The following is a 20,392-nucleotide window of genomic DNA, read 5'->3' as shown; positions in this document are numbered from 1 at the left end:
GCCTTTTCCGCCCTGCCGCGGCGATGAGCTCGGGGGCGGACCAGGGCAGATGCAACCCGACGGGCTGCTGCCGGATTGGACTGGCGCCGAAGCGCTCATCTGACGGCCGTTTGGGCTCGAAAAGCGGCCGCCTTGCGCCTATCTTGGAGCCATGACCGTGCATTTCCCCTTCCAGAACTCCTACGCCGCGCTGCCGGACAATTTCTTTGCCCGGGTGGCCCCGACACCCGTCGCAGCACCCCGGTTGATCAAGCTGAACCGGCCGCTGGCCGAGGAGCTCGGGCTCAACCCGGCCGAGCTGGAGACGCCGGAGGGCGCCGAGATCCTGGCCGGCAAGACCGTGCCTGCCGGCGCCGAGCCGATCGCGATGGCCTATGCCGGGCACCAGTTCGGGCATTTCGTGCCGCAGCTCGGCGACGGCCGGGCGATCCTGCTCGGCGAGGTCGTCGACCGCAACGGCACCCGACGCGACATCCAGCTCAAGGGCTCCGGCCCGACGCCATTTTCCCGCCGCGGCGACGGCCGCGCCGCGCTGGGGCCTGTGTTGCGCGAATACATCGTCAGCGAGGCGATGGCGGCACTGGGAATCCCGACCACTCGGTCGCTGGCGGCGGTCGTCACCGGCGAGCAGGTCTATCGCGGCACCGGCCTGCCAGGCGCGGTGCTGACGCGGGTCGCGACCAGCCACATCCGGGTCGGCACGTTCCAGTATTTCGCCGCCCGCCAGGACGTCGAGGCGGTGCGCCGGCTCGCCGACCACGTCATCGACCGGCACTATCCGGATCTCGCCGGCACCGAGCGGCCTTATCACGCGCTGCTCGACGCCGTGATCGCGCGCCAGGCCAAGCTGATCGCCGACTGGCTGCTGGTCGGCTTCATCCATGGCGTCATGAACACCGACAACAGCTCGGTCTCGGGCGAGACCATCGATTACGGCCCCTGCGCGTTCATGGACGGCTATGATCCGAAGCAGGTGTTCTCGTCGATCGACGAGTTCGGCCGCTACGCCTTCGCCAACCAGCCGCGCATCGCGCTGTGGAACCTGACGCGGCTGGCCGAATGCCTGCTGCCGCTGTTCGGCGACGACAAGGACGAGGGGATCAAGCAGGCCGAGGCCGCGCTCGACGGCTTTGCCGCTCAATTCACCGACGCCCACCAGGCGGGCCTGCGCCGCAAGCTCGGCCTATCAACGCAAGCGGAGGGCGACCAGCCGCTGGCCCAGGCGTTGTTCGATGCCATGGCGGCGGCCAAGGCCGACTTCACCCTGACCTTCCGACGGCTCAGCGACGCTGCCGGCAGCGGCGATCTCAGCGGAGCCCGCGCGCTGTTCGAGGATCCCTCGGGCTTTGACGAATGGGCGGCGCGCTGGCAGCAGCGCCTCGCCAGGGAACCGCAAGCTCCGGCCGAACGGCAGGCGGCGATGCGCAAGGTCAATCCGGCCTTCATTCCGCGCAACCACCGCATCGAGGCCGTCATCACCGCGGCGGTCGAGAACGACGACTACGCGCCGTTCGAGGAACTGCATGCGGTGCTGGCCCGGCCCTATGACGACCAGCCGGACCGTGCCGCTTATGCCGATCCCCCGCAGCCCGAGGAGCGCGTGCTGCAGACCTTCTGCGGCACCTGACACGCAGTCTTAACCTCGCATCCACCATCGCCTGCACCGCGTCTGCGTCCTTAAGAAACGATCAACGCAGCCCCGACAAGTTGATGCAACTCATCGGGGGAGGTTGCAGACGTGGACGCGCTGGTGTTCGAATTCATGGGTCTGGCAATGATCGCGCTGTGCCTGATCGTGCTCGCAGTCCCCGCTGGGCGCCGGCCCTCTGGCCGCGTCAGGCACCATTGACCCTCCCGCCCTGGCTACCGTCAACCATAGAGCGATCGGCCGCCACAGTTACGCTTGCGTTCCGGCCTGATTGGGCCGACAAGCGGGGACGAATTTCGTCCCCCGCCCTTTGCCGACACCCTTGACTTGTCAGCGTTTTCGGACGACGGCGTAAGAGCCTCGTCATGGATCGTTCATGGACTTGATCACCACCACCGCGGATCTCGCGGCCGCCTGTGCCCGTCTCGCTCATCATCCGGTCATCACCGTTGATACCGAGTTCCTGCGGGAGACCACCTACTACCCCCTGCTCTGCGTCGTGCAGATGGCGAGCACGGACGAAGCCCTGGTGATCGATGCGCTGGCCGACGGCATCGATCTCACGCCGTTCTTCGACCTGATGGCGAACGAGAAGGTGCTCAAGGTCTTCCACGCCGCGCGCCAGGACATCGAGATCATCTGGCACCGCGCCAACATCGTGCCGCACCCGATCTTCGACACCCAGGTCGCCGCGATGGTGCTGGGTTACGGCGACAGCATCGCCTATGACCAGCTGGTCGAGCGCATCACCGGCCACCGTCCCGACAAGACCCACCGCTTCACCGACTGGTCGCGCCGGCCGCTCTCCAAGGAGCAGGTTCACTACGCCGAGGCCGACGTCACCCATCTGCGCGACGTGTTCGCAGCCCTCGATGCCGACCTCAAGAAGCGCAAGCGCAGCGATTGGGTCAGCGAGGAGATGGAGATCCTGACCTCGCCCAAGACCTACGATTTCCATCCCGAGCGCGCCTGGGAGCGGCTCAAGACGCGGGTCCGCAAGCCGAAGGAGCTCGCCGTCCTGATGGAGGTCGCCGCGTGGCGCGAGCAGGAGGCGCAGAGCCGCGACGTGCCGCGCAGCCGGGTGCTGAAGGACGACGCCGTCGGCGACATCGCCACCCATGCGCCGACATCGATCGAACGGCTCGGCACCTTGCGCTCGCTGCCGAAGGGCTTCGAGCGCTCGAAATGGGGGGCCGACATCGTGGCCGCGGTGCAGCGCGGGCTGGCACGCGACCCCGCCTCGCTGCCAAAGCTGGAGAAGCCGCGCAACAACTCCAATGGTGCAGCCATCGTCGAGCTGCTCAAGGTGCTGCTGCGCATGACGTCGGAGCGCCACGCCGTGGCCAGCAAGGTGATCGCGACCGTCGACGATCTCGAGCAGATCGCGGCCGACGACGCGGCCGACGTTGCTGCACTGCAGGGGTGGCGACGCGAGCTGTTCGGCGAGGCCGCGCTGGCGCTCAAGCACGGCAAGCTCGCGCTGGCGATCGAGAAGGGCCGCGTCATCAGGGTTGACCGGGCCTGAGACGGCCGGCCCAAGCCGGCCTCGTTTACCCAGTTTATTGCAGGCCCCGCCGCATCCGGCCATGGTGCCCAGGTTCTCCCCAGGTTCACTCGGCGCCTGTCCGTCCCCTCAACTCCGCCTCGATTGTCTGCGAAACCTCGACCAGAGCCATCGACAGGATGTAGGCGCTGGTCGGCAGGTCGAGCCGTCGTGCCCTGGCAATGGCCGCCCGGAGACTGCTCGCCAGCTGTCTGAGCTCGTCCTCTCGGGTCATTGTTTTTGATTTCTCGTTGCTGGAGCCACCGCGTGAGCAAGGACGATCGCGAACCGCCGGGTCAGAAGCTGCTCCGCCTCATCAGCGATAACCCAGTGGACTCGCATGTCGCGGAGGCCCTGCGGCTCGTCATCGCCTTCAACAAGATCACAGCTCCGTCCGACCGTCGCCTGGTCATCGAACTGGCAGAGCGGCTCGCCGGTGGCTAGTGCCACGGCGGATCACATCGGATCACACCACCAGCCGGCCGCAGGCCTTACTCAGATCGGCGCTGTCGAGAACGCCGGCAAAATTGCCGATCACCCCGGTCACCACCAGCCGATACGTCGCGGCGTCGCCGGCGCACGCCTGGCGGCAGGCCACGGCATCCTCGATCACCTGATAGCGATGACTGCGATGGAAGCCGTCGACCACCGTCGAGAGGATCGTCTCGTCGAGGGAGAAGCCGAGCAGAACGCAGCGGATGCGGCGCATGTTCGACATGTACTCGGCGAACCGCGCAGAACTGTAGGCCGACGGCAGCGGATGCTCGAAGCTCAGTTCGCCGGGCGTCGGCCTGAACTCCGGAAGCCAGTTCGTCAGGTTGGAAGCCGGATTGAACCACGCGGCCTGCGCGATGCGCTTGAGGTGGATGATCGGCCAGAGATTGCCGCGCCACAACGCCAACAGCTGCCGGCAGCGCGACATCACGAGCTCGCCGTCGGCGATGAGATGCTTGCGCCCCTCGGCGAGATATTCGCACTGCAGGTCGGCACAGACCAGAACCGGCGGGTCCGATTCGGTCTGGCCGAAAATGTCGCGGTTCGACATCATGCCCTCGCGGCGGCAAGGTCGCGCAATGGCGACGATGCCGGCCGGCCAGCGGAGAGATCGAGCACACCCGGCCGATCCCAGTCGCCCTCGGGACGGATGATCAGATAGGGATCGCTGTCCAGTGTGATCGCATCCTCGCAAGGCTCGAGATCCAGCACCATCTCGGTGTAGGAAAAGTCGGAGAACGTCAGCTTGCGGTTATGGCCGAGCGGCTTTGCGCCGAAATGCGCCCAGAAATCGACCAGGCGGTCCTGCGCATGGCCATAGGCCTTCTTGAAACCCTTGCGCCTGCAATAGTCGAGCGCCTCGCGGACCAGCTTGAACGACAGTCGCGAGCGCCGGTGCTGGTGACGCACCGCGAGACGTTCGACCTTGGCGAACTCGCCGAAGAAGCGCACGCGCACGCAGCCCGCCGGCTCGTTGCCGACAAAGCCGAGAAAATGCGCCGCGACGAGATCATTGCCGTCGAACTCCTCCTCCATCGGACAATCCTGCTCGGCAAGATAGACTGCCGAACGGATCGCCGTGACGAGCATGAGATCATTGGGGTCGCGCGCGATCCGCACCGTGATGGCGCGGGCGTTCGCCGTTGCCGGCCTGACCGAACTAATACCGTGCATCGGAAACGCTCCCTTCTGCGTGATTTTGCATCAACTGGATCGACGGTGCGACAATCTCGCGCAACCGGTTCCAGGGTCTCTGGTAGATCCAAAGGTCGGGCCGGAAGCTTGGAACAGGGGTGAATCCGAGCGCGCCGAGGAACGCCCGCCCCTCCGTGCTGGACGGCTGCGCGTAGTAATCCGCCGAGCGGAAGCGCGCGCCGCGCAGGACTTCTGCGACATTGCCAAGTCCGATCGCTCCGCGGCCTTGCGCGACGAGCGCCCAGACATAGATTGCAGCAACATCTTCATCCGGCCGCGCCAGATACCTCCGCGGCGGATCGTTCAAATTGAACTCATCGTTTAACAGCGCCTCAACTCCGGCGCAGTTGAGATAGAGAAAGGCGATGCCGCCGAGCAGGTTCCTGCCGCGACACAACACGAAGATCGACGTTGGATCGTGCTGCAGGAATTCCGCAAGCTCCCGCTCGGACGCCCGAACGCCCGGAATTTCCTTCCGCGCGAGCGCTGCCAGTTCGCCGAGTTGATCCGACCTGACCGGATGCGCATTAATTAGATCTGTTGATGGTAAACTGTCGAGCTGATGTCGCACCATCGATTCCGTGCTTCCGAAACGTGGGTTCTGCATCTATGTTTCCAGCTAGGCTTTGATGACGTCATCATACTTGTCGGGGCTCGAGTGTATGCGGCAACATTTGCATCGGGGTGCTGCATCTACGCAGCACCGCAGGTCTGACGAAGCGCTTAATGCCTCATGGGAAGATTTAAGAGCATTTCTTCTTTGCACGCGGCATCAGAGCTTCAGAAACGCAGCGGACGTTCTCGGACTGACTGGCACCACCTTGATGCGCAAGATCGACCGTCTCGAGGAGGAGCTCGGGTTCAGGCTCTTCATCCGTGATCAGTCCGGACTCTCACTCAGTGACGAAGGACGTTCGCTTCTGTTCGACGTCGAACAGATGGAACGGCTGAGCTTCAACATCTTCCGGCGCGCCGCGATCGCGACCGATGCGCAGGGATCGGTCCGTGTTGCCGTGACAGAGGGACCCGGCAATTTCTGGATTCTGCCGCGACTGATCGACTTTCAGAAGACCTATCGCCGGATCATGGTCGAACTCAGCTGCGCCATGGAACAGGCCGACGTCTCGCGTCTCGAATCCGACATCTCGATTCAGTTCGCGCGGCCGACCAACCCCGACGTGATCGTCAGCAAGCTCGGCCGGCTGCACATCTACGGCTTCGTCTCGGAGGCCTATCAGGATGCGTATGGGTTGCCGACATCGCTGGCCGATCTCAAGAACCATCGCATCATCAAGCAGCACGGCGTCCAGCTCGATGAAACCGGCTACGCGCGCATTCTTGGTCTCGAGTCCCTCGAAGGCATCGTCGGCATCTCGACCAATTCGAGCGTTGCAGCCCTCTATGCCGTCGAGCGCGGCGCCGGCATCGGATTTTTGCCGACGTCAGCCGTCGCGCTCGGCGCGCCGCTCGTGCCTGTCGATCTCGGCATCAACTATCACATGGACCTGTGGCTGACCTATCACAAGGAGTTCCGTAACTCCGAGCGGCACAAGATCGTCATCGACTGGCTGAAGCAGATCTTCGACCCGAAGGCGCACGCCTGTTTCCGCGATGAATTCATTCATCCGCTCGATCTCGTGCCGTTGATGGCGCAAGCGAGGGAAACCGCGGGTTTCAGCAGCTACGTCGCTCCGAAGCCGGTTTAGGGAACGGCCGGCCGCTCTACCATTTCAGCTCGACGCCGAGCGTGCCCTGATGCGATTGCAGCACGGACCGGAGCTTCGCGTCGTAGTTCAGATAGATGCGGGCCGTGCGGGTCAACGACAATGACATCGCCGCGCCGGCGTCGGCTCCATAGTGTCCCTCGCCCAATCCCTGCAGCGTGATGCTCTGTGGGCCAAGGCTCACGGTCAGTGAGCCGAGATTCTGTACGACATTGTCGACGAACTTGGCGTAGGCGGAGAGATCGAGGATCTTGCCGTCGACCACGAAGTAACGGCCGACCTCAGCCCCGACCAGAATGCGCGCACGCTCCAGCGAGGTGCCGCTCACCGACACCGGATCCAGCCCGCCGCTCTCCTGGAACGCGGCCGTGGTAGCGCGCGCATATTCCAAGGCCAGCTTGGGCACGACGCGGCTCTCGCCGATGCTCCAATAATAGTCGATCTCGCTCAGCACGCCGGTGATGTGAGCAGCGTAGGCTGAACTGGCTGCTCCGAAACCGGTGTCGCGCCGCGCATTGATGCCGCCAAAGCCGTGGACGATCGCGATCGCCCAGGTCCAGGGACCGTTGTCGACCGAGGCGTTGAAGCCGAACTGGGTCAGATCGAGCGTGGCCGACTGCAGTGCCAAGGGCACATCGACCCAGGTGCGGCTCTGGTCGACCGACAGGCCGATGTTCACGCCGGGGATGACGCGCATGCCGAGACCAGCGACGCCGCCCCAGGTCGTCCGTCGGTCGCCCGCGAAGTCACCCTGGGCGCTGGCCCGGGCCGTAATGCCGTAGGTCTCGCCCCACGTCCTGAACCTCGGCGCCTCCGAAGCCTCCGAAGCGCCGCCGCCGCCGGGATTGCTGCGCAGCAGCCGGTTGCCGCCATGCGTCGCCTCGGTTCCGAGACGCTGCAGGAAGCTCGATCCGCGATTGAGCACGACTTGTCCGGACGACAGGTCGGCACTGACAGCCGCGGGGGTCGGGCTGGGCGACGGGCTCGGTAGCGGACCGGCGGCGACACTGGGCAGGCTCTCCGCCTGCGCCTGCGTGCAAACCAGGGCGATCGCCAAGCCGAAGGCCCGCGCAGCCGGAGCCCCGCAACGCGCCCCGGTGCAGCTTCGCCCGTTCTGACTTGTCCGAGATGCCCCACGCATCGATGCGGTCACCAGTTCAAATTTGCTAAATATCGGCCGAGACGATTTGCCCGCAGTTCCCCATGCCGGTCAATCCAGCTCTGCCGCCGCCCAGCCGCGCTGCAGAGAAATGTGGTTCCCGAGCCACAACAAATACCGCTGGCGCAAGCTGGCCGGCGCGACGCCGCGACGCGTCCGCGCGGCCTGGGCGCCAACTTGATATCTACGGAAAATCGTGATGCAATCCGCGTACAATCGGATTGGCCGTTCGACTGTGCGTTTCGTGACAACTGAAATCCAGCAGACTTCGGGAAGCCCGTTTGTGGCGTGGCACGCGAGAGCGTGGCCGCGTCTTTTTTTCGTCCAGACGAGGAGACAGCGATGCCGAGCTACAAAGGCAGCGTGAAATGGTTCAACCCGACCAAGGGTTATGGCTTCATCAAGCCGTCCGGCGGAGACAAGGATGTCTTCGTCCACATCTCGGCCGTGGAACGCGCGGGGCTGACGACGCTCAACGAAAACCAGGCCATCGAATATGATCTGGTGGAAAGCCGCGGCAAGACGTCAGCCGAGAACTTGAAGGTGTCCTGAGACAGCGGTCGAGCAGGAGCAGCGCGTGCGTCCTCCTGCGTATCAATGGCCAATTTCCGCAGAGCATGCGGATCTCTAGACTGCGTCGCGGTTGCAAGGGCAGCCTTGATGTTCCCCGGCCTCGCCGGGGATTTTTTTGTGCGCAAGCGAGCTACGAAGCAGCGGGCCAGACCAGAACCGCATCGGTCCCCGACACCGACGATGTGCGGCAGAGATCGCCTTCCAGTCGCACCAGCCCCTTGGCGAGCAGCCGCAACGCCTCGGGATAGATGCGGTGCTCGACGCCAAGAATGCGCTCCGACAGCGTATCGGGTGTATCGGCGTCCCTGACGACGACGGCGCCCTGCATCACGATCGGACCGGCATCGGTTTCCGGGATGACGAAATGGACCGTGGCGCCGGAGATCTTGACGCCGGCGCGCAGCGCCTGGCCGTGCGGATCGAGGCCAGGGAAGGACGGCAGCAGCGACGGATGGATGTTGAGCATCCTGCCGTACCAGCGCTGCACGAACTCCGCCGTGAACAATCGCATGAAGCCGGCGAGACAGATCAGCTCGATGCCGCGCCCATCCAGCGCCTGCTGCAGCTTGGCTTCGAAGCCGGCGCGGTCCTTGCCGAACGGCTTGCTCTCGAGAATCTCGACGGCGATGCCGTTCTCGGCGGCCTTCTGCAGACCCGCCGCATCGGCGCGGTTGGAGATCACGACGGCGATCTCCGCCGGGAACTCCGGCTGCGCCGCGGCGCGGATCAGCGCGGCCATGTTCGAACCACGTCCGGAGATCAGGATGGCAACGCGCCGCTTCATCGGGCCACTCGTCTCACAGCGCCAGGTCGAGCGCGCCGGTGTAGATCACGCGCTGGTCGCCGCTGGCGGGAACGACCTCGCCGAGACGCGCGACATGCTCGCCGCTTGCTGTCAGCACCTCGGTGACGGCGTCGACGGCATCGGCCTTGACGATGGCGATCATGCCGATCCCGCAGTTGAAGGTGCGCAGCAGCTCGAGCTGGGCGATGCCGCCCTGCTCCGCCAGCCATTTGAACACCGGCAGCACCGGCAGGCGCGGCAGGTCGATCGAGACGCCGAGATGTTTCGGCAGCACCCGCGGAATGTTGTCGGTGAAGCCGCCGCCGGTGATGTGGGCCAGCCCCTTCACCGCGCCGGTCTCGCGGATCGCGCGCAGGCAGGACTTCACATACAGCCGCGTCGGCGTCAGCAGCGCGGCGCCCAGCGTCAGCACCGGCGCGAACGGCGCCGGCGCGTCGAAGCCGAGACCGGACTGCGCGACGATCTTGCGCACCAGCGAATAGCCGTTGGAATGCACACCGGATGAGGCCAGCCCCAGCACGACGTCGCCGGCAGCAATGTCCGGCGACGGCAGCAGCGTGCCGCGCTCGGCCGCGCCGACGGCAAAGCCGCCCAGGTCATAGTCGCCGTCCTTGTACAGGCCCGGCATCTCCGCCGTCTCGCCGCCGATCAGGGCGCAGCCGGATTCGCGGCAGCCTTCGGCGATCCCGGCCACGATCGAGGCGGTGGCCTCCGGATCGAGCTTGCCGCAGGCGAAGTAGTCGAGGAAGAACAGCGGCTCGGCGCCCTGCACCACGAGATCGTTGACCGACATGGCGACGAGATCGATGCCGATCCCGCCATGGAGGCCGGTCTCGATTGCGATCTTCACCTTGGTGCCGACGCCGTCGGTCGCGGCGACCAGGATCGGATCCTTGAAGCCGGCTGCCTTGAGGTCGAACAGGCCGCCAAAACCGCCGATCTCGGCATCGGCGCCGGCGCGGGCGGTCGCGCGCACCAGGGGCTTGATCATGTCGACCAGACGATTGCCGGCGTCGATATCGACGCCCGAATCTGCATAAGTGAGCCCGTTCTTGCGCTCGGTCATGGTCAAAACCCCTAATCTGGCCGCTGGTTACGTCGGATTCCGGCTGCGCGCAATGGCTCGCAAGGGGCTCGTCCCCATACTATCTAGGAACCGGACCGGTTCGCCCTGCTTCGGAATCGGGTGGTGTTTTGATCGAGTTGCCGTCGGGACCTGCTGCGTGACCATTCCCCACAGTCTCCCCAACCTGATTACGCTGGGTCGAATCCTGCTGGTTCCGATCGTCGTCTGGGCCATCGCCGCCGGTGAGATGGAAGTCGCCTTCCTGGTGTTCGTCGTCGCCGGGGTCAGCGATGCCGTGGACGGCTTTCTGGCCAAGCGGTTCAATCTGCGCTCCGAACTCGGTGCGCTGCTGGATCCGCTGGCGGACAAGGCGCTGCTGGTGTCGATCTTCGTCACCCTGGGCATCTGGGGGGCCATCCCGCGCTGGATCGTGATCCTGGTGGTGTCGCGCGACATCATGATCGTCGCCGCCGTGATCGTCTCCTGGCTGTTCGACCGCCCGGTCGCGATGAAGCCGCTGATGGTCTCGAAGCTGAACACGGCAGCCCAGGTCGGATTTGCCGCCCTTGTGCTGGCCTCGCTCAGCTTCGGTTTCGAGCCGAAACCCTATGATGCGGTGCTGATGGTGCTGGTGACGACCTTTACCCTCGTGTCGGTCGGGCTTTATCTGGTCGAATGGGTTCGCCACATGAACACCATCGAGGTGCGATGAATCGGTGCAGCGGGCCCGCCGCAGCGATTCACGATTGTCACGTCTCGCGCACGCCATCACAGGGAGCACGTCAAACTTGGCCGGCCACATTCCCCCGCGTCAGCTGGCCTTCACGCTGCCACACGCGGAAAGCCTGACACGGGACAATTTCCTCGAAGGCGCCGGCAACGCGGCCGGGCTGGCGCTGATCGACGCCTGGCCTGAATGGCCGGCACGGACGATGTTTCTCGTCGGGCCCGACGGCTCCGGGAAAAGCCATCTGGCCGCGATCTGGGCCGAGCGCGCCGGCGCGCGCTCGCTGTCCGCGCATGCGCTGGAGGCCAATGCCGTCCCCGGTGCGCTCGCCACCGGTGCCCTGGTGCTGGAGGATCTGACCGCGGCCGATCTCGACGAGCGGGCTTTGTTCCACCTGCTCAATCTGGCGCGCCAGGACGAGGCGTTCGTGCTGATCACCGCACGCGACGCTCCGGTGGCGCTGCCGATCGCGCTGAGCGACCTGAAGTCACGGCTGCGCGCCGTGCCGGCGATCACCCTGCTGCCGCCCGACGACCAGCTGTTCCGCGCCCTCATCGTCAAGCTGGCGGCGGACCGGCAGCTGTCGATCGACGAGACGGTCGTGAGCTATCTCACCACCCGCATCGAGCGCTCCTACGCCGCCGCACGCCGGACCATTGCGCTGCTGGACGAGGAGTCGCTGCGGCTGGGGCGGCCGGTGACCCGGGCGCTCGCCGCCGAACTGCTGCGTCCCCTCTGACCTGGCCCCCCCCGCCGGCATCTTGACGGCTGACATCGGGGGAACCTCAATGGTGTCGGGAACGTCATCCCCTGGTCATCCCAATTGAGCTACGGTCCGCCGCTGCGCACGACTGATTTGATGCCGTTATCGGATATGGAACAAAGTTCTGATGGACACCGAACAAGCCATTGAGATTCAAGATAAAGAGCCGGTTTCCGCATCCCCGCTCAAGATCGCCTCCAGCCCCGAGCGCTTCATCAACCGGGAGCTGTCCTGGCTGCATTTCAACCGCCGCGTTCTCGAGGAATCGGTCAATCCGCGGCATCCGGCGCTGGAGCGGGTGCGCTTCCTGTCGATTTCGGCCAACAACCTTGATGAATTCTTCATGGTCCGCGTCGCCGGCATCCGCGCCCAGGTGCGCGAGGGCATCGCCGAACGCAGCCCGGATGGGCTGACGCCGACCGAGCAGTTGAAGCTGATCAACGAGACGGTGTCGCAGCTCGCCATCGACCAGCAGGCGATCTGGCGCGACCTGCGCAAGTTTCTCGCCGAGCTCGGCATCGTGCTGGTCGACGGCCAGGACGTCACCAAGACCGAGCGCGCCTGGATCGAGGACCACTTCCTCGCCAACATCTTTCCGCTGCTGACACCACTGGCGATCGACCCGGCGCATCCGTTCCCGTTCATCCCGAGCCTCGGCTTCACCGTGGCCCTGCAGCTGACGCGCACCGCCGATGGCAGGCCGATGAACGCGCTTATCCGCATGCCCGGCAAGCTCGACCGCTTCATCCGTTTCCCCGGCGCCAAGGACGGAGTGATCCGCCTGATCACGCTCGAACAGGCGACCGGCCTGTTCATCGGCCGGCTGTTCCCCGGCTACACCGTCAAGGGCCAGGGCGCCTTCCGCATCATCCGCGACAGCGAGATCGAGATCGAGGAAGAGGCCGAAGACCTGGTGCGGCTGTTCGAGACCGCGCTGAAGCGCCGCCGCCGCGGCTCGGTGATCCGGCTCGAGATCGAGGCCAACATGCCGGAGGAACTGCGCCGCTTCGTGCAGAATGCGCTGTCCACGACCGACGACGAGGTGTTCGTGGTCGACGGCGTGCTGGCGATGAACGAGCTGTCACAGCTGACGCGGGTCGACCGTCCCGACCTCGAATTCGCGCCCTATGTGCCGCGCCATCCCGAGCGCGTCCGCGACCATGGCGGCGACATCTTCGCCGCGATCCGGCAGAAGGACCTGATCGTCCATCATCCCTATGAATCATTCGACGTCGTCGTGCAATTCCTGCAGCAGGCGGCGCGCGATCCGGACGTCGTCGCCATCAAGCAGACGCTGTATCGCACCTCCAACAATTCGCCGATCGTGCGCACGCTGGTCGAAGCGGCCGAAGCCGGCAAGTCGGTGACGGCGCTGGTCGAGCTGAAGGCGCGCTTCGACGAGGAGGCCAACATCCGCTGGGCGCGCGATCTGGAGCGCGCCGGCGTGCAGGTGGTCTACGGCTTCCTGGAGCTGAAGACCCATGCCAAGCTTTCGATGGTCGTGCGCCGCGAGGGCGGCAGCCTCACGACCTATGTGCACACCGGCACCGGCAACTATCACCCGGTCACCGCGCGCATCTACACCGATCTGTCCTACTTCACCTCGGACCCCGTGATCGGCCGCGACGTCACCCGCGTGTTCAACTACATCACCGGCTATGCCGAGCCTATCGACATCGAGAAGATGGCGGTGTCGCCGCTCACGCTTCGCAAACGCATGATCGAGCACATCCACGGCGAGACCAGTTTCGCCCGCCAGGGCAAGCCGGCCGTGATCTGGATGAAGATGAACTCGCTGGTCGATCCCGACATCATCGACGCGCTGTACGAGGCCTCGCAGGCCGGCGTCTCGATCGAGCTGATCGTGCGCGGCATCTGTTGCCTGCGGCCCGGCCTGCCGGGCCTGTCGGAGAACATTCGTGTCAAATCGGTGATCGGGCGCTTCCTCGAGCACGGCCGCATCTACTGCTTCGGTATGGGTCAGGGCCTGCCCAGCGCCAAGGCAGCGGTCTACATTTCCTCGGCCGACATGATGCCGCGCAATCTCGACCGCCGCGTCGAGGTGTTGTGCCCGCTGCAGAATCCGACCGTGCACCAGCAGGTGCTGGAGCAGATCATGGTCGCCAACCTCAAGGACACCGAGCAGAGCTGGCAATTGTTGCCGGATGGGTCGTCAACGCGTATGAAGGCCGCGAAGGGCGAGGAGCCGTTCAACCTGCACAATTACTTCATGACGAATCCGAGTCTGTCCGGCCGTGGAAAGTCGCTCAAGGAATCATCACCGCGCCGGCTCACGCGCCGAAATGAACGCCATCCGTCGTAGCCACGGCTGCGATCAGAGGACGCCGCGGTGACACGGCCTGCTGACCGGGCCGCCAGCGTCGGCGTCATTGACATCGGCTCGAATTCGGTCCGCCTCGTCGTCTACCAGGCGATGGAGCGCAGCCTCGTCACCGTGTTCAACGAGAAGGCGCTGTGCGGCCTCGGACGCGAGGTCCAAACCACCGGCCTGCTCGCCGCCGACGCCGTCGACAAGGCGCTGACCGCGCTGAAACGGTTCCGTGCGCTCTGCAAGGTGCAGAAGGTCGGCGAAGTCCATGCGATTGCCACGGCCGCCTGCCGTGATGCCTCGAATGGTCCTGACTTCATCGCCAAGGCCGAGAAGATCTGCGGCGTGTCGATCCAGATCCTCACCGGTCCCGAGGAGGCGCGCTATTCGGCGCTCGGCGTGATCTCCGGCATCCACAAGCCCGATGGCATCGTCGGCGATCTCGGCGGCGGCTCGCTCGAGCTGATCGACGTGCGCGGCCACCAGGTGCGCAGTGGCGTCACCCTGCCGCTCGGCAGCCTGGCGCTGCAGGATCTCGCCGAAAAATCGCTCAAGAAGGCGCAGCGGATCGCGAGCGAGGCGCTGACCGACCTGCCGCAGCTGCTGGCCGGAAAGAACCGGACCTTCTACGCGGTCGGCGGCACCTGGCGTGCGCTGGCGCGTATCCACATCATCCAGAGCGGCTATCCGCTCGGCGTGATGCACGGCTATGCCATCCCGGCCGCGGATGCGCTTGCCTTCGTGCGCCGCCTGCGCCGGCTCGTCGCCGCCGACATGCTGGCCGACATCGAGGCCATCGCCGAGGCACGCCGCCCGCTGCTGGCCTATGCCGCGCTGGTGCTCGAGCACATCATCCGCGTGGCCAAGCCGACGACGGTGGTGTTCTCGACCTTCGGCGTCCGTGAGGGCCTGCTCTATTCGAAGCTTCCCGACGCCGAGCGCGCCAAGGACGGCCTGCTCAGCGCGGCGCAGGGGCTCAACGAGCTGCTGTCACGCTCGGCGCAGCACGCGCGCGAGCTGATCGACTGGACCGACCGGCTGTTCCGCGTCGTGCACATCCGCGAGACCGAGGAAGAGCGGCGGCTGCGCCACGCGGCCTGCCTGATGTCCGACATCGGCTGGCGGATGCATCCGGATCATCGCGGCGAGCAGACCTACGGCATCATCCTCAACGGCAATTTCGGCTCGATCAGCCACGAGGGCCGCATCTTCGCCGCGCTGTCGGTGTTCTTCCGTTACGAGGGCCAGCGCGACGAGGCGGCGGCCCCTGCCCTCACCGAGCAGCTGAGCCCGGCCCAGATCGATCGCGCGCGCCTGCTCGGCACGGCGTTTCGCGTCGCGCATCTGATATCGGCGGCGCGGCCCGGCGTGCTGCCTGCCACGCATTTCCGCACCCAGGATCGCAAGCTGATGCTGGTGTTCGAACATCATCTGGTCGACCTCGTTGCCGATCGCGTCGGCGGCCGCTTCAAGCAGCTCGCACGCCTCGTCGGCCGCTCCGGCTCGGTGGTGCTGAGCTGACTAATTAACTAACTGGCAACCGGATCGTCAGGGCAGATCGACGCCGCGGGCCGGCGCAGGCTCGAGTTCGCCTTCGGCCTGGCGCTGCAAAGCGCGGCCGCGCCAGATCGAGCCGGCGACCAGCACCACCGCGGCGCCGAGCAGCGACATCAGCGTCTCCATGACGTCGATATGGCCAGTCAGATTGGACTTGCCGGCGAACAGGGCCGAGGCGGCCTCGATGCTGATGTTGACGGTGCCATCGAGCACATGGTGCAGCATCGGCTCGATCGCCGGATCGGTCGCGATCACCTCGCCGGCGACCCAGCCGAGCAGCATGGCGCCGAGCCAGACCAGGAGCGGAAAGCGGTCGAGCACCAGCATGATCAGCGCCGCGCCCGCAATGATCAGCGGAATGCTCATCGCAAGGCCGATGATCAGCAGCGAGGCCTGGCCGTTGGCGGCAGCGGCCACCGCAATCACGTTGTCGAGGCTCATCACGAGATCGGCGAGCGCGACGATGCGGACCGCATGCCACAGCGTGGTCCCGGCGGCGATGTCGTCGTTCTCGTCTTCGGGAACGAGCAGCTTGGCGGCGATCACCAGCAGCGCCAGGCCGCCGATCAGTTTCAGATAGGGAAGCGCCATCAGGGTGGCGACGATGCCCGTAAACGCAATGCGCAGCGCGACCGCGATGCCGGAGCCGGCCACCATGCCCCAGAAGCGATGCTTGCCGTGCAGGCCGCGGCAGGCCAGTGCGATCACCAGCGCGTTGTCGCCCGACAACAACACGTTGATCCAGATGATCTTGCCGAGCGCGAGCCAGAAGCCGGGGCTGTGCACGTCGGTCTGAAATTGAGCGAGCAGATGGCCGAAGCTGGCGGAATCAGCGAGTTGCGTTAGCCAATTCACGGCCGGGCCTTTCGTCGTCGTTAATGGAGGTCGGACCGACGCACGGCATCGGGCCGAAGAGATGTGCGGCGGAACTTGCGTCCCGCCGCACGACCGTGGATCAGCCGACGATCTCGTTGCCGGAGAAGAACTGGGCGATCTCGATCGCGGCGGTTTCGGCGGCGTCCGAGCCGTGCACCGAGTTCTCGCCGATCGACTTGGCGTGCGCCTTGCGGATGGTGCCCTCGGCAGCCTTCGACGGATCGGTGGCGCCCATCACGTCACGGTACTTCAGGATGGCGCCCTCGCCCTCCAGGACCTGGACCACGACCGGCCCCGAGATCATGAAATCGACCAGCTCGCCGAAGAACGGCCGCGCCTTGTGCACGGCGTAGAAGGTCTCTGCCTGGTCGCGGGTCATGCGGATCCGCTTCTGGGCCACGATGCGCAGGCCAGCCTTCTCGATCAGCGCGTTGACCGCGCCGGTGAGATTACGCTCGGTCGCGTCGGGCTTGATGATCGAAAAGGTGCGCTCAATCGCCATGATATCGTCCTTGGAGGTGCGGGATTTGGGTGAGTTGCGGGCTTATATCGACGCGATCGGCCGACGGCAAGCGATCGGGACCCCGCCCGGAGCTCGAAGCCTTACGACAATGTCACGATTCTGAACGCAGCCTGAAGGCTCCGTGCCACCAGCGTTCAGCTCCCATGCCCTAGGGTGGCTGCCAGCGGGGGACGACGAGCCGATCACCTCACGGCAACGGCCTTCTCCCAGCCTCATCCGTCCGATCATCTCGGCGCCACCAGCGCCGGCATCCAGGAGACGATCATGTTGCGCAAACTCTCCCTCATCGCGGCGGCCGCTGTTGCCCTGGGCGCAGCCGCCCTCGCCCCGACCGCGGCCTCGGCCCATTGGCACGGCGGCTGGCATGGTGGTGGATGGCATGGCGGCTATGGCGGCTGGCACCGTCCGTTCTACGGTCCGCGCTTCGTCGTCGGCGGTCCGGCCTACAGCTACGGCTACGGCGGCTGCTACGTCCGCCGCGTGGTTCCGACCCCCTGGGGACCGCGCTGGCGCTTGATCAACCGCTGCTACTGATCCGAGTCTCGGCGCGGCATCCGCCCCCCGCCACGCCGACCTCGTATTGCCCCGGCGTCCCCCAACGCCGGGGCTTTTTTTCATGCATTTTCAACTGAAAGTCGACCAGCCGCTTGGCCACGCGGAAACCAATAGGCGTGCCATGACTTGATAGAGCATCACTTTACAATTGCTCTTGGAACTCCGTCATGACTGGCCGCACCACCGATTTCAGCGAAGCACTCGATCGCAAAGTGAGCCGATCGATCTGCGATGCCGTGGGTGAACGGCTGCAACGCAGTTTGCCTCCGGACGCCTCCCATCTGCCCGGCCCGCTGGCGCACCTCATGAACGAGTTGCGCAAGCGCGACGACGGCAAGCGTGACCTTGGGATGACCTGGTTCGAATGACCTAAGCGCCTGAAGCCGTGACAAAGCAGTTGCGTTTGGCCGGCCGCGCGGTGACAAGGCGCGCATGCTTTCCATCTCCGACATCTCGATCCGTCTTGCCGGACGGCTTCTCATCGACCACAGCTCGGTGCAGATCCCGCCCGGCGCCCGCGTCGGCCTGGTCGGCCGCAACGGGACCGGCAAGTCGACGCTGTTCAAGGCCATCCGCGGCGAACTGTCGCTGGAGAACGGGACCATCACCGTACCGCCACGATGGCGGATCGGTAGCCTGGCCCAGGAGGCGCCGAGCGGACCGGAAAGCCTGGTCGAGGTGGTACTCCGGGCCGATCTCGAACGCGATGCCTTGCTGCGCGAAGCCGAAACCGCCGAGGACCCCGACCGGATCGCGGAGATCCAGACCCGGCTGGTCGACATCGATGCCCATTCGGCCCCGGCGCGCGCCGCCGCCATTCTCAGCGGCCTCGGTTTTTCCGCCGCCGATCAGGCCCGCGCCTGTGCCGAATTCTCCGGCGGCTGGCGCATGCGGGTGGCGCTCGCCGCGACGCTGTTCGCCGCCCCCGACCTGCTGCTGCTGGACGAGCCGACCAACTATCTCGACCTCGAAGGCACACTGTGGCTGGAGGACCATCTGGCGCACTACCCGCGCACGGTGATCGTGATCAGCCATGACCGCGATCTCCTCGAAACCTCGGTCGACCAGATCCTGCATCTCGACCGCGGCAAACTGACGCTGTACCGCGGCAGCTACTCCTCCTACGAAGAGCAGCGCGCGACCCGCGAAATGCTCGACGCCAAGGCCGTCAAGCGTCAGGAGGCGGAGCGCGCGCGGCTGCAATCCTTCGTCGACCGCTTCAAGGCCAAGGCCTCGAAGGCGCGCCAGGCGCAGTCCCGCGTCAAGATGCTGGAGCGCATGAAGCCGATCACCGCGCTCGTCACCCAGGACGTTCACGAGATCAGCTTCCCCGCACCCGAGAGATTGCTGTCGCCGCCGATCATCGCCGTCGACAACGCCTCCGTCGGCTACGACGCCGCGCAGCCCGTGCTCAACCGCGTGACGCTTCGGATCGACAATGACGACCGCATCGCGCTGCTCGGCGCCAACGGCAACGGCAAGTCGACCCTGGTGAAACTGCTGGCGGCCCGGTTGGCGCCGTTCTCCGGCAAGGTGACGCGCGCCGACAAGTTGTCGATCGCCTATTTTGCCCAGCACCAGCTCGACGAGCTCGACGAGGCCGGTTCGCCCTACACGCATGTGCGCAAGCTGATGGGCGAGGCACCGGAATCGAAAGTGCGCGCCCGCGCCGGCGCGATCGGTTTCTCCGGCAAGGCAGCCGACACGCTGGTGAAGAGTCTGTCGGGCGGCGAGAAGGCGCGGCTGCTGCTCGGGCTCGCCACGTTCTTCGGTCCGAACATGATCATCCTCGACGAGCCGACCAACCACCTCGACATCGACAGCCGCGCCGCGCTCGCCGAGGCGATCAACGAATTTCCGGGCGCGGTGATCATGGTGTCGCACGACCGCTATCTGATCGAGGCTTGCGCGGATCGTCTCTGGGTCGTCGCCGACCGCACGGTCAAGACCTATGACGGCGATCTCGACGACTACAGGCGCATGATCCTGTCGGCTCGCAGTGCGACGCCGTCACGCGATAATGAGCGGTCGCAGAGCACGGAGAAACCCGAGCGGCCGCGCGGCGACAACAAGCGGGGCTCGCTAAAGCAGAAGATCTCGGCTGCGGAAGCCGAGATCACGCGCATCACCGATATCATTGCCAAGATCGACGACGCCTTGTCGCTGCCCGACATTTTCACGCGCGATCCGAAGCAGGCGGCACAATTGTCGAAGGCGCGCGCGAATGCCGCCGAGGCACTGGCGCGCGCCGAGGAGCAATGGCTGGAAGCCAGCACGCTCTACGACGAGGCCGCAGGCTGACACGTTGCGCAGCAGCCGTCTTACACGGCGGCATCAGACGCCGAAATCAGCCCGCCCGCTTCTTCGCCTTGGCGGGCTTCGCCATCTTCGACGCCGGGCCGGGATCGGGGGCGCGCTCGATCGAGCTCAATCGTCCTGCCGTGAACGTGTACACGCCGGCGCGCGCGCCGCGCAGCCAGGTCACGGTCGCGACGCGATCACCGCCATTGTTGCCGATGTTGACGCTGTCCGGCGCACCAATGCCGCGGACGACGTCACATTCGGTGTGGCCGAGCGCGACGGTGCCGCCGGCGGGCACCGGCGCCGCGCCCGCGTCGCTGGACAGCGCGTTCGCTCCTGCAGCACCGGCCGCCGGTGCCATGCCCGGACACCCGCCATCAGCACCGACGAGATCTTCGGCCCCGATCGGCTTGTCCGGCGTCAGCGGCGGCGTATCGATCGAGATGCTCTTGATGAACAGGCGCTGCGGCCGGTTGAACCATTCGTTGTCCTTGGACAGCAGATCGCCCGCGCCCGAGCAGCCGGACACGGCCGATGCAAGCACCAGGAACGCC

General features: G+C 65.7%; 22 protein-coding genes. 12 read left to right on the top strand and 10 right to left on the bottom strand.

What is annotated here, in order from left to right; translation table 11 throughout:
• The first annotated feature begins 151 nt into the window (after window positions 1–151).
• The gene (locus ACQR07_RS01635) at window positions 152–1,627 is read left to right on the top strand and encodes a protein adenylyltransferase SelO (protein ID WP_434900632.1); all 1,476 of its coding nucleotides are present in this window, start codon (window positions 152–154) and stop codon (window positions 1,625–1,627) included.
• A gap of 397 nt (window positions 1,628–2,024) precedes the next feature.
• Window positions 2,025–3,173, top strand: coding sequence for a ribonuclease D (rnd, locus tag ACQR07_RS01630; protein ID WP_434900631.1), 1,149 nt, complete (start codon window positions 2,025–2,027; stop codon window positions 3,171–3,173).
• Between the two features lie 85 nt (window positions 3,174–3,258).
• On the opposite strand, the gene ACQR07_RS01625 is transcribed toward rnd, so the two are convergent.
• On the bottom strand, window positions 3,259–3,426 hold the full coding sequence (locus ACQR07_RS01625; protein ID WP_434900630.1) for a hypothetical protein: 168 nt from the start codon (window positions 3,424–3,426) through the stop codon (window positions 3,259–3,261).
• A gap of 32 nt (window positions 3,427–3,458) precedes the next feature.
• On the opposite strand from ACQR07_RS01625, the gene ACQR07_RS01620 reads away from it, so the two are divergent.
• Window positions 3,459–3,635, top strand: a complete 177-nt coding sequence (locus ACQR07_RS01620; protein ID WP_434900629.1) for a hypothetical protein — start codon at window positions 3,459–3,461, stop codon at window positions 3,633–3,635.
• A gap of 22 nt (window positions 3,636–3,657) precedes the next feature.
• Here the strand turns inward: ACQR07_RS01620 and ACQR07_RS01615 are convergent, their stop codons facing one another.
• From ACQR07_RS01615 to ACQR07_RS01605, 3 genes are read right to left on the bottom strand one after another with little or no spacing between them, the layout of a single operon-like run.
• Window positions 3,658–4,239 (bottom strand): isochorismatase family protein, encoded by a 582-nt coding sequence (locus ACQR07_RS01615; protein ID WP_434900628.1) that lies wholly within the window; start codon window positions 4,237–4,239, stop codon window positions 3,658–3,660.
• Window positions 4,236–4,859: a GNAT family N-acetyltransferase gene (locus ACQR07_RS01610; RefSeq protein ID WP_434900627.1), complete on the bottom strand. Its 624-nt coding sequence runs from the start codon at window positions 4,857–4,859 to the stop codon at window positions 4,236–4,238. The genes ACQR07_RS01615 and ACQR07_RS01610 overlap by 4 nt, the downstream gene beginning before the upstream one ends.
• A complete protein-coding gene (locus ACQR07_RS01605; protein ID WP_434900626.1) occupies window positions 4,846–5,487 on the bottom strand; it encodes a hypothetical protein in 642 nt (213 codons plus the stop codon). Before ACQR07_RS01605 ends, ACQR07_RS01610 begins: the two co-directional genes overlap by 14 nt.
• A 55-nt stretch (window positions 5,488–5,542) precedes the next feature.
• Here ACQR07_RS01605 and ACQR07_RS01600 point away from each other — a divergent pair, with 55 nt between their 5' ends.
• Complete coding sequence (locus ACQR07_RS01600; protein WP_434900625.1) at window positions 5,543–6,586, top strand: LysR family transcriptional regulator; 1,044 nt, start codon at window positions 5,543–5,545, stop codon at window positions 6,584–6,586.
• Between the two features lie 16 nt (window positions 6,587–6,602).
• On the opposite strand, the gene ACQR07_RS01595 is transcribed toward ACQR07_RS01600, so the two are convergent.
• Complete coding sequence (locus ACQR07_RS01595) at window positions 6,603–7,745, bottom strand: autotransporter outer membrane beta-barrel domain-containing protein (RefSeq protein ID WP_434900624.1); 1,143 nt, start codon at window positions 7,743–7,745, stop codon at window positions 6,603–6,605.
• 360 nt (window positions 7,746–8,105) lie between these two features.
• Here ACQR07_RS01595 and ACQR07_RS01590 point away from each other — a divergent pair, with 360 nt between their 5' ends.
• Window positions 8,106–8,315, top strand: coding sequence for a cold-shock protein (locus tag ACQR07_RS01590; RefSeq protein WP_434867014.1), 210 nt, complete (start codon window positions 8,106–8,108; stop codon window positions 8,313–8,315).
• Window positions 8,316–8,466: 151 nt separating this feature from the next.
• On the opposite strand, the gene purN is transcribed toward ACQR07_RS01590, so the two are convergent.
• Both purN and purM read right to left on the bottom strand, forming a co-directional pair.
• Window positions 8,467–9,120, bottom strand: a complete 654-nt coding sequence (gene purN / locus ACQR07_RS01585) for a phosphoribosylglycinamide formyltransferase (protein ID WP_434900623.1) — start codon at window positions 9,118–9,120, stop codon at window positions 8,467–8,469.
• A 13-nt stretch (window positions 9,121–9,133) separates the two neighbouring features.
• Window positions 9,134–10,207: a phosphoribosylformylglycinamidine cyclo-ligase gene (gene purM, locus ACQR07_RS01580; RefSeq protein WP_434900622.1), complete on the bottom strand. Its 1,074-nt coding sequence runs from the start codon at window positions 10,205–10,207 to the stop codon at window positions 9,134–9,136.
• 157 nt (window positions 10,208–10,364) lie between these two features.
• Between purM and ACQR07_RS01575 the strand changes: the two genes are divergently transcribed.
• The 4 genes from ACQR07_RS01575 (at window position 10,365) to ppx (ending at window position 15,547) form a co-directional block, all read left to right on the top strand.
• Entirely contained in the window at window positions 10,365–10,919 is a 555-nt protein-coding gene (locus tag ACQR07_RS01575; RefSeq protein WP_434900621.1) for a CDP-alcohol phosphatidyltransferase family protein, read from the top strand.
• 76 nt (window positions 10,920–10,995) lie between these two features.
• Complete coding sequence (locus ACQR07_RS01570) at window positions 10,996–11,673, top strand: chromosomal replication initiator DnaA (protein ID WP_434900620.1); 678 nt, start codon at window positions 10,996–10,998, stop codon at window positions 11,671–11,673.
• A gap of 151 nt (window positions 11,674–11,824) precedes the next feature.
• A complete protein-coding gene (locus ACQR07_RS01565) occupies window positions 11,825–14,020 on the top strand; it encodes an RNA degradosome polyphosphate kinase (RefSeq protein WP_434900619.1) in 2,196 nt (731 codons plus the stop codon).
• A gap of 27 nt (window positions 14,021–14,047) precedes the next feature.
• Window positions 14,048–15,547, top strand: coding sequence for an exopolyphosphatase (gene ppx, locus ACQR07_RS01560; protein WP_434900618.1), 1,500 nt, complete (start codon window positions 14,048–14,050; stop codon window positions 15,545–15,547).
• Between the two features lie 27 nt (window positions 15,548–15,574).
• On the opposite strand, the gene ACQR07_RS01555 is transcribed toward ppx, so the two are convergent.
• Window positions 15,575–16,438, bottom strand: coding sequence for a TerC family protein (locus ACQR07_RS01555; protein ID WP_434900617.1), 864 nt, complete (start codon window positions 16,436–16,438; stop codon window positions 15,575–15,577).
• A gap of 100 nt (window positions 16,439–16,538) precedes the next feature.
• A complete protein-coding gene (gene ndk, locus ACQR07_RS01550) occupies window positions 16,539–16,961 on the bottom strand; it encodes a nucleoside-diphosphate kinase (protein WP_257168256.1) in 423 nt (140 codons plus the stop codon).
• Window positions 16,962–17,246: 285 nt separating this feature from the next.
• On the opposite strand from ndk, the gene ACQR07_RS01545 reads away from it, so the two are divergent.
• The 3 genes from ACQR07_RS01545 to ACQR07_RS01535 all read left to right on the top strand — a co-directional run bounded on the left by ACQR07_RS01545 (window position 17,247) and on the right by ACQR07_RS01535 (window position 19,838).
• On the top strand, window positions 17,247–17,516 hold the full coding sequence (locus tag ACQR07_RS01545; protein WP_434900616.1) for a sulfur globule protein precursor: 270 nt from the start codon (window positions 17,247–17,249) through the stop codon (window positions 17,514–17,516).
• A gap of 188 nt (window positions 17,517–17,704) precedes the next feature.
• On the top strand, window positions 17,705–17,905 hold the full coding sequence (locus ACQR07_RS01540; RefSeq protein ID WP_434900615.1) for a hypothetical protein: 201 nt from the start codon (window positions 17,705–17,707) through the stop codon (window positions 17,903–17,905).
• Between the two features lie 64 nt (window positions 17,906–17,969).
• Complete coding sequence (locus ACQR07_RS01535) at window positions 17,970–19,838, top strand: ABC-F family ATP-binding cassette domain-containing protein (RefSeq protein WP_434900614.1); 1,869 nt, start codon at window positions 17,970–17,972, stop codon at window positions 19,836–19,838.
• Between the two features lie 46 nt (window positions 19,839–19,884).
• On the opposite strand, the gene ACQR07_RS01530 is transcribed toward ACQR07_RS01535, so the two are convergent.
• Complete coding sequence (locus ACQR07_RS01530; RefSeq protein ID WP_434867425.1) at window positions 19,885–20,382, bottom strand: hypothetical protein; 498 nt, start codon at window positions 20,380–20,382, stop codon at window positions 19,885–19,887.
• Window positions 20,383–20,392: the final 10 nt, after the last annotated feature.

Origin of the sequence: Bradyrhizobium sp. HKCCYLS20291 (genome assembly GCF_051167715.1) — a bacterium.
In the GTDB taxonomy this organism is placed as follows: domain Bacteria; phylum Pseudomonadota; class Alphaproteobacteria; order Rhizobiales; family Xanthobacteraceae; genus Bradyrhizobium.
This window is presented reverse-complemented; position numbering and strand designations above follow the sequence as displayed.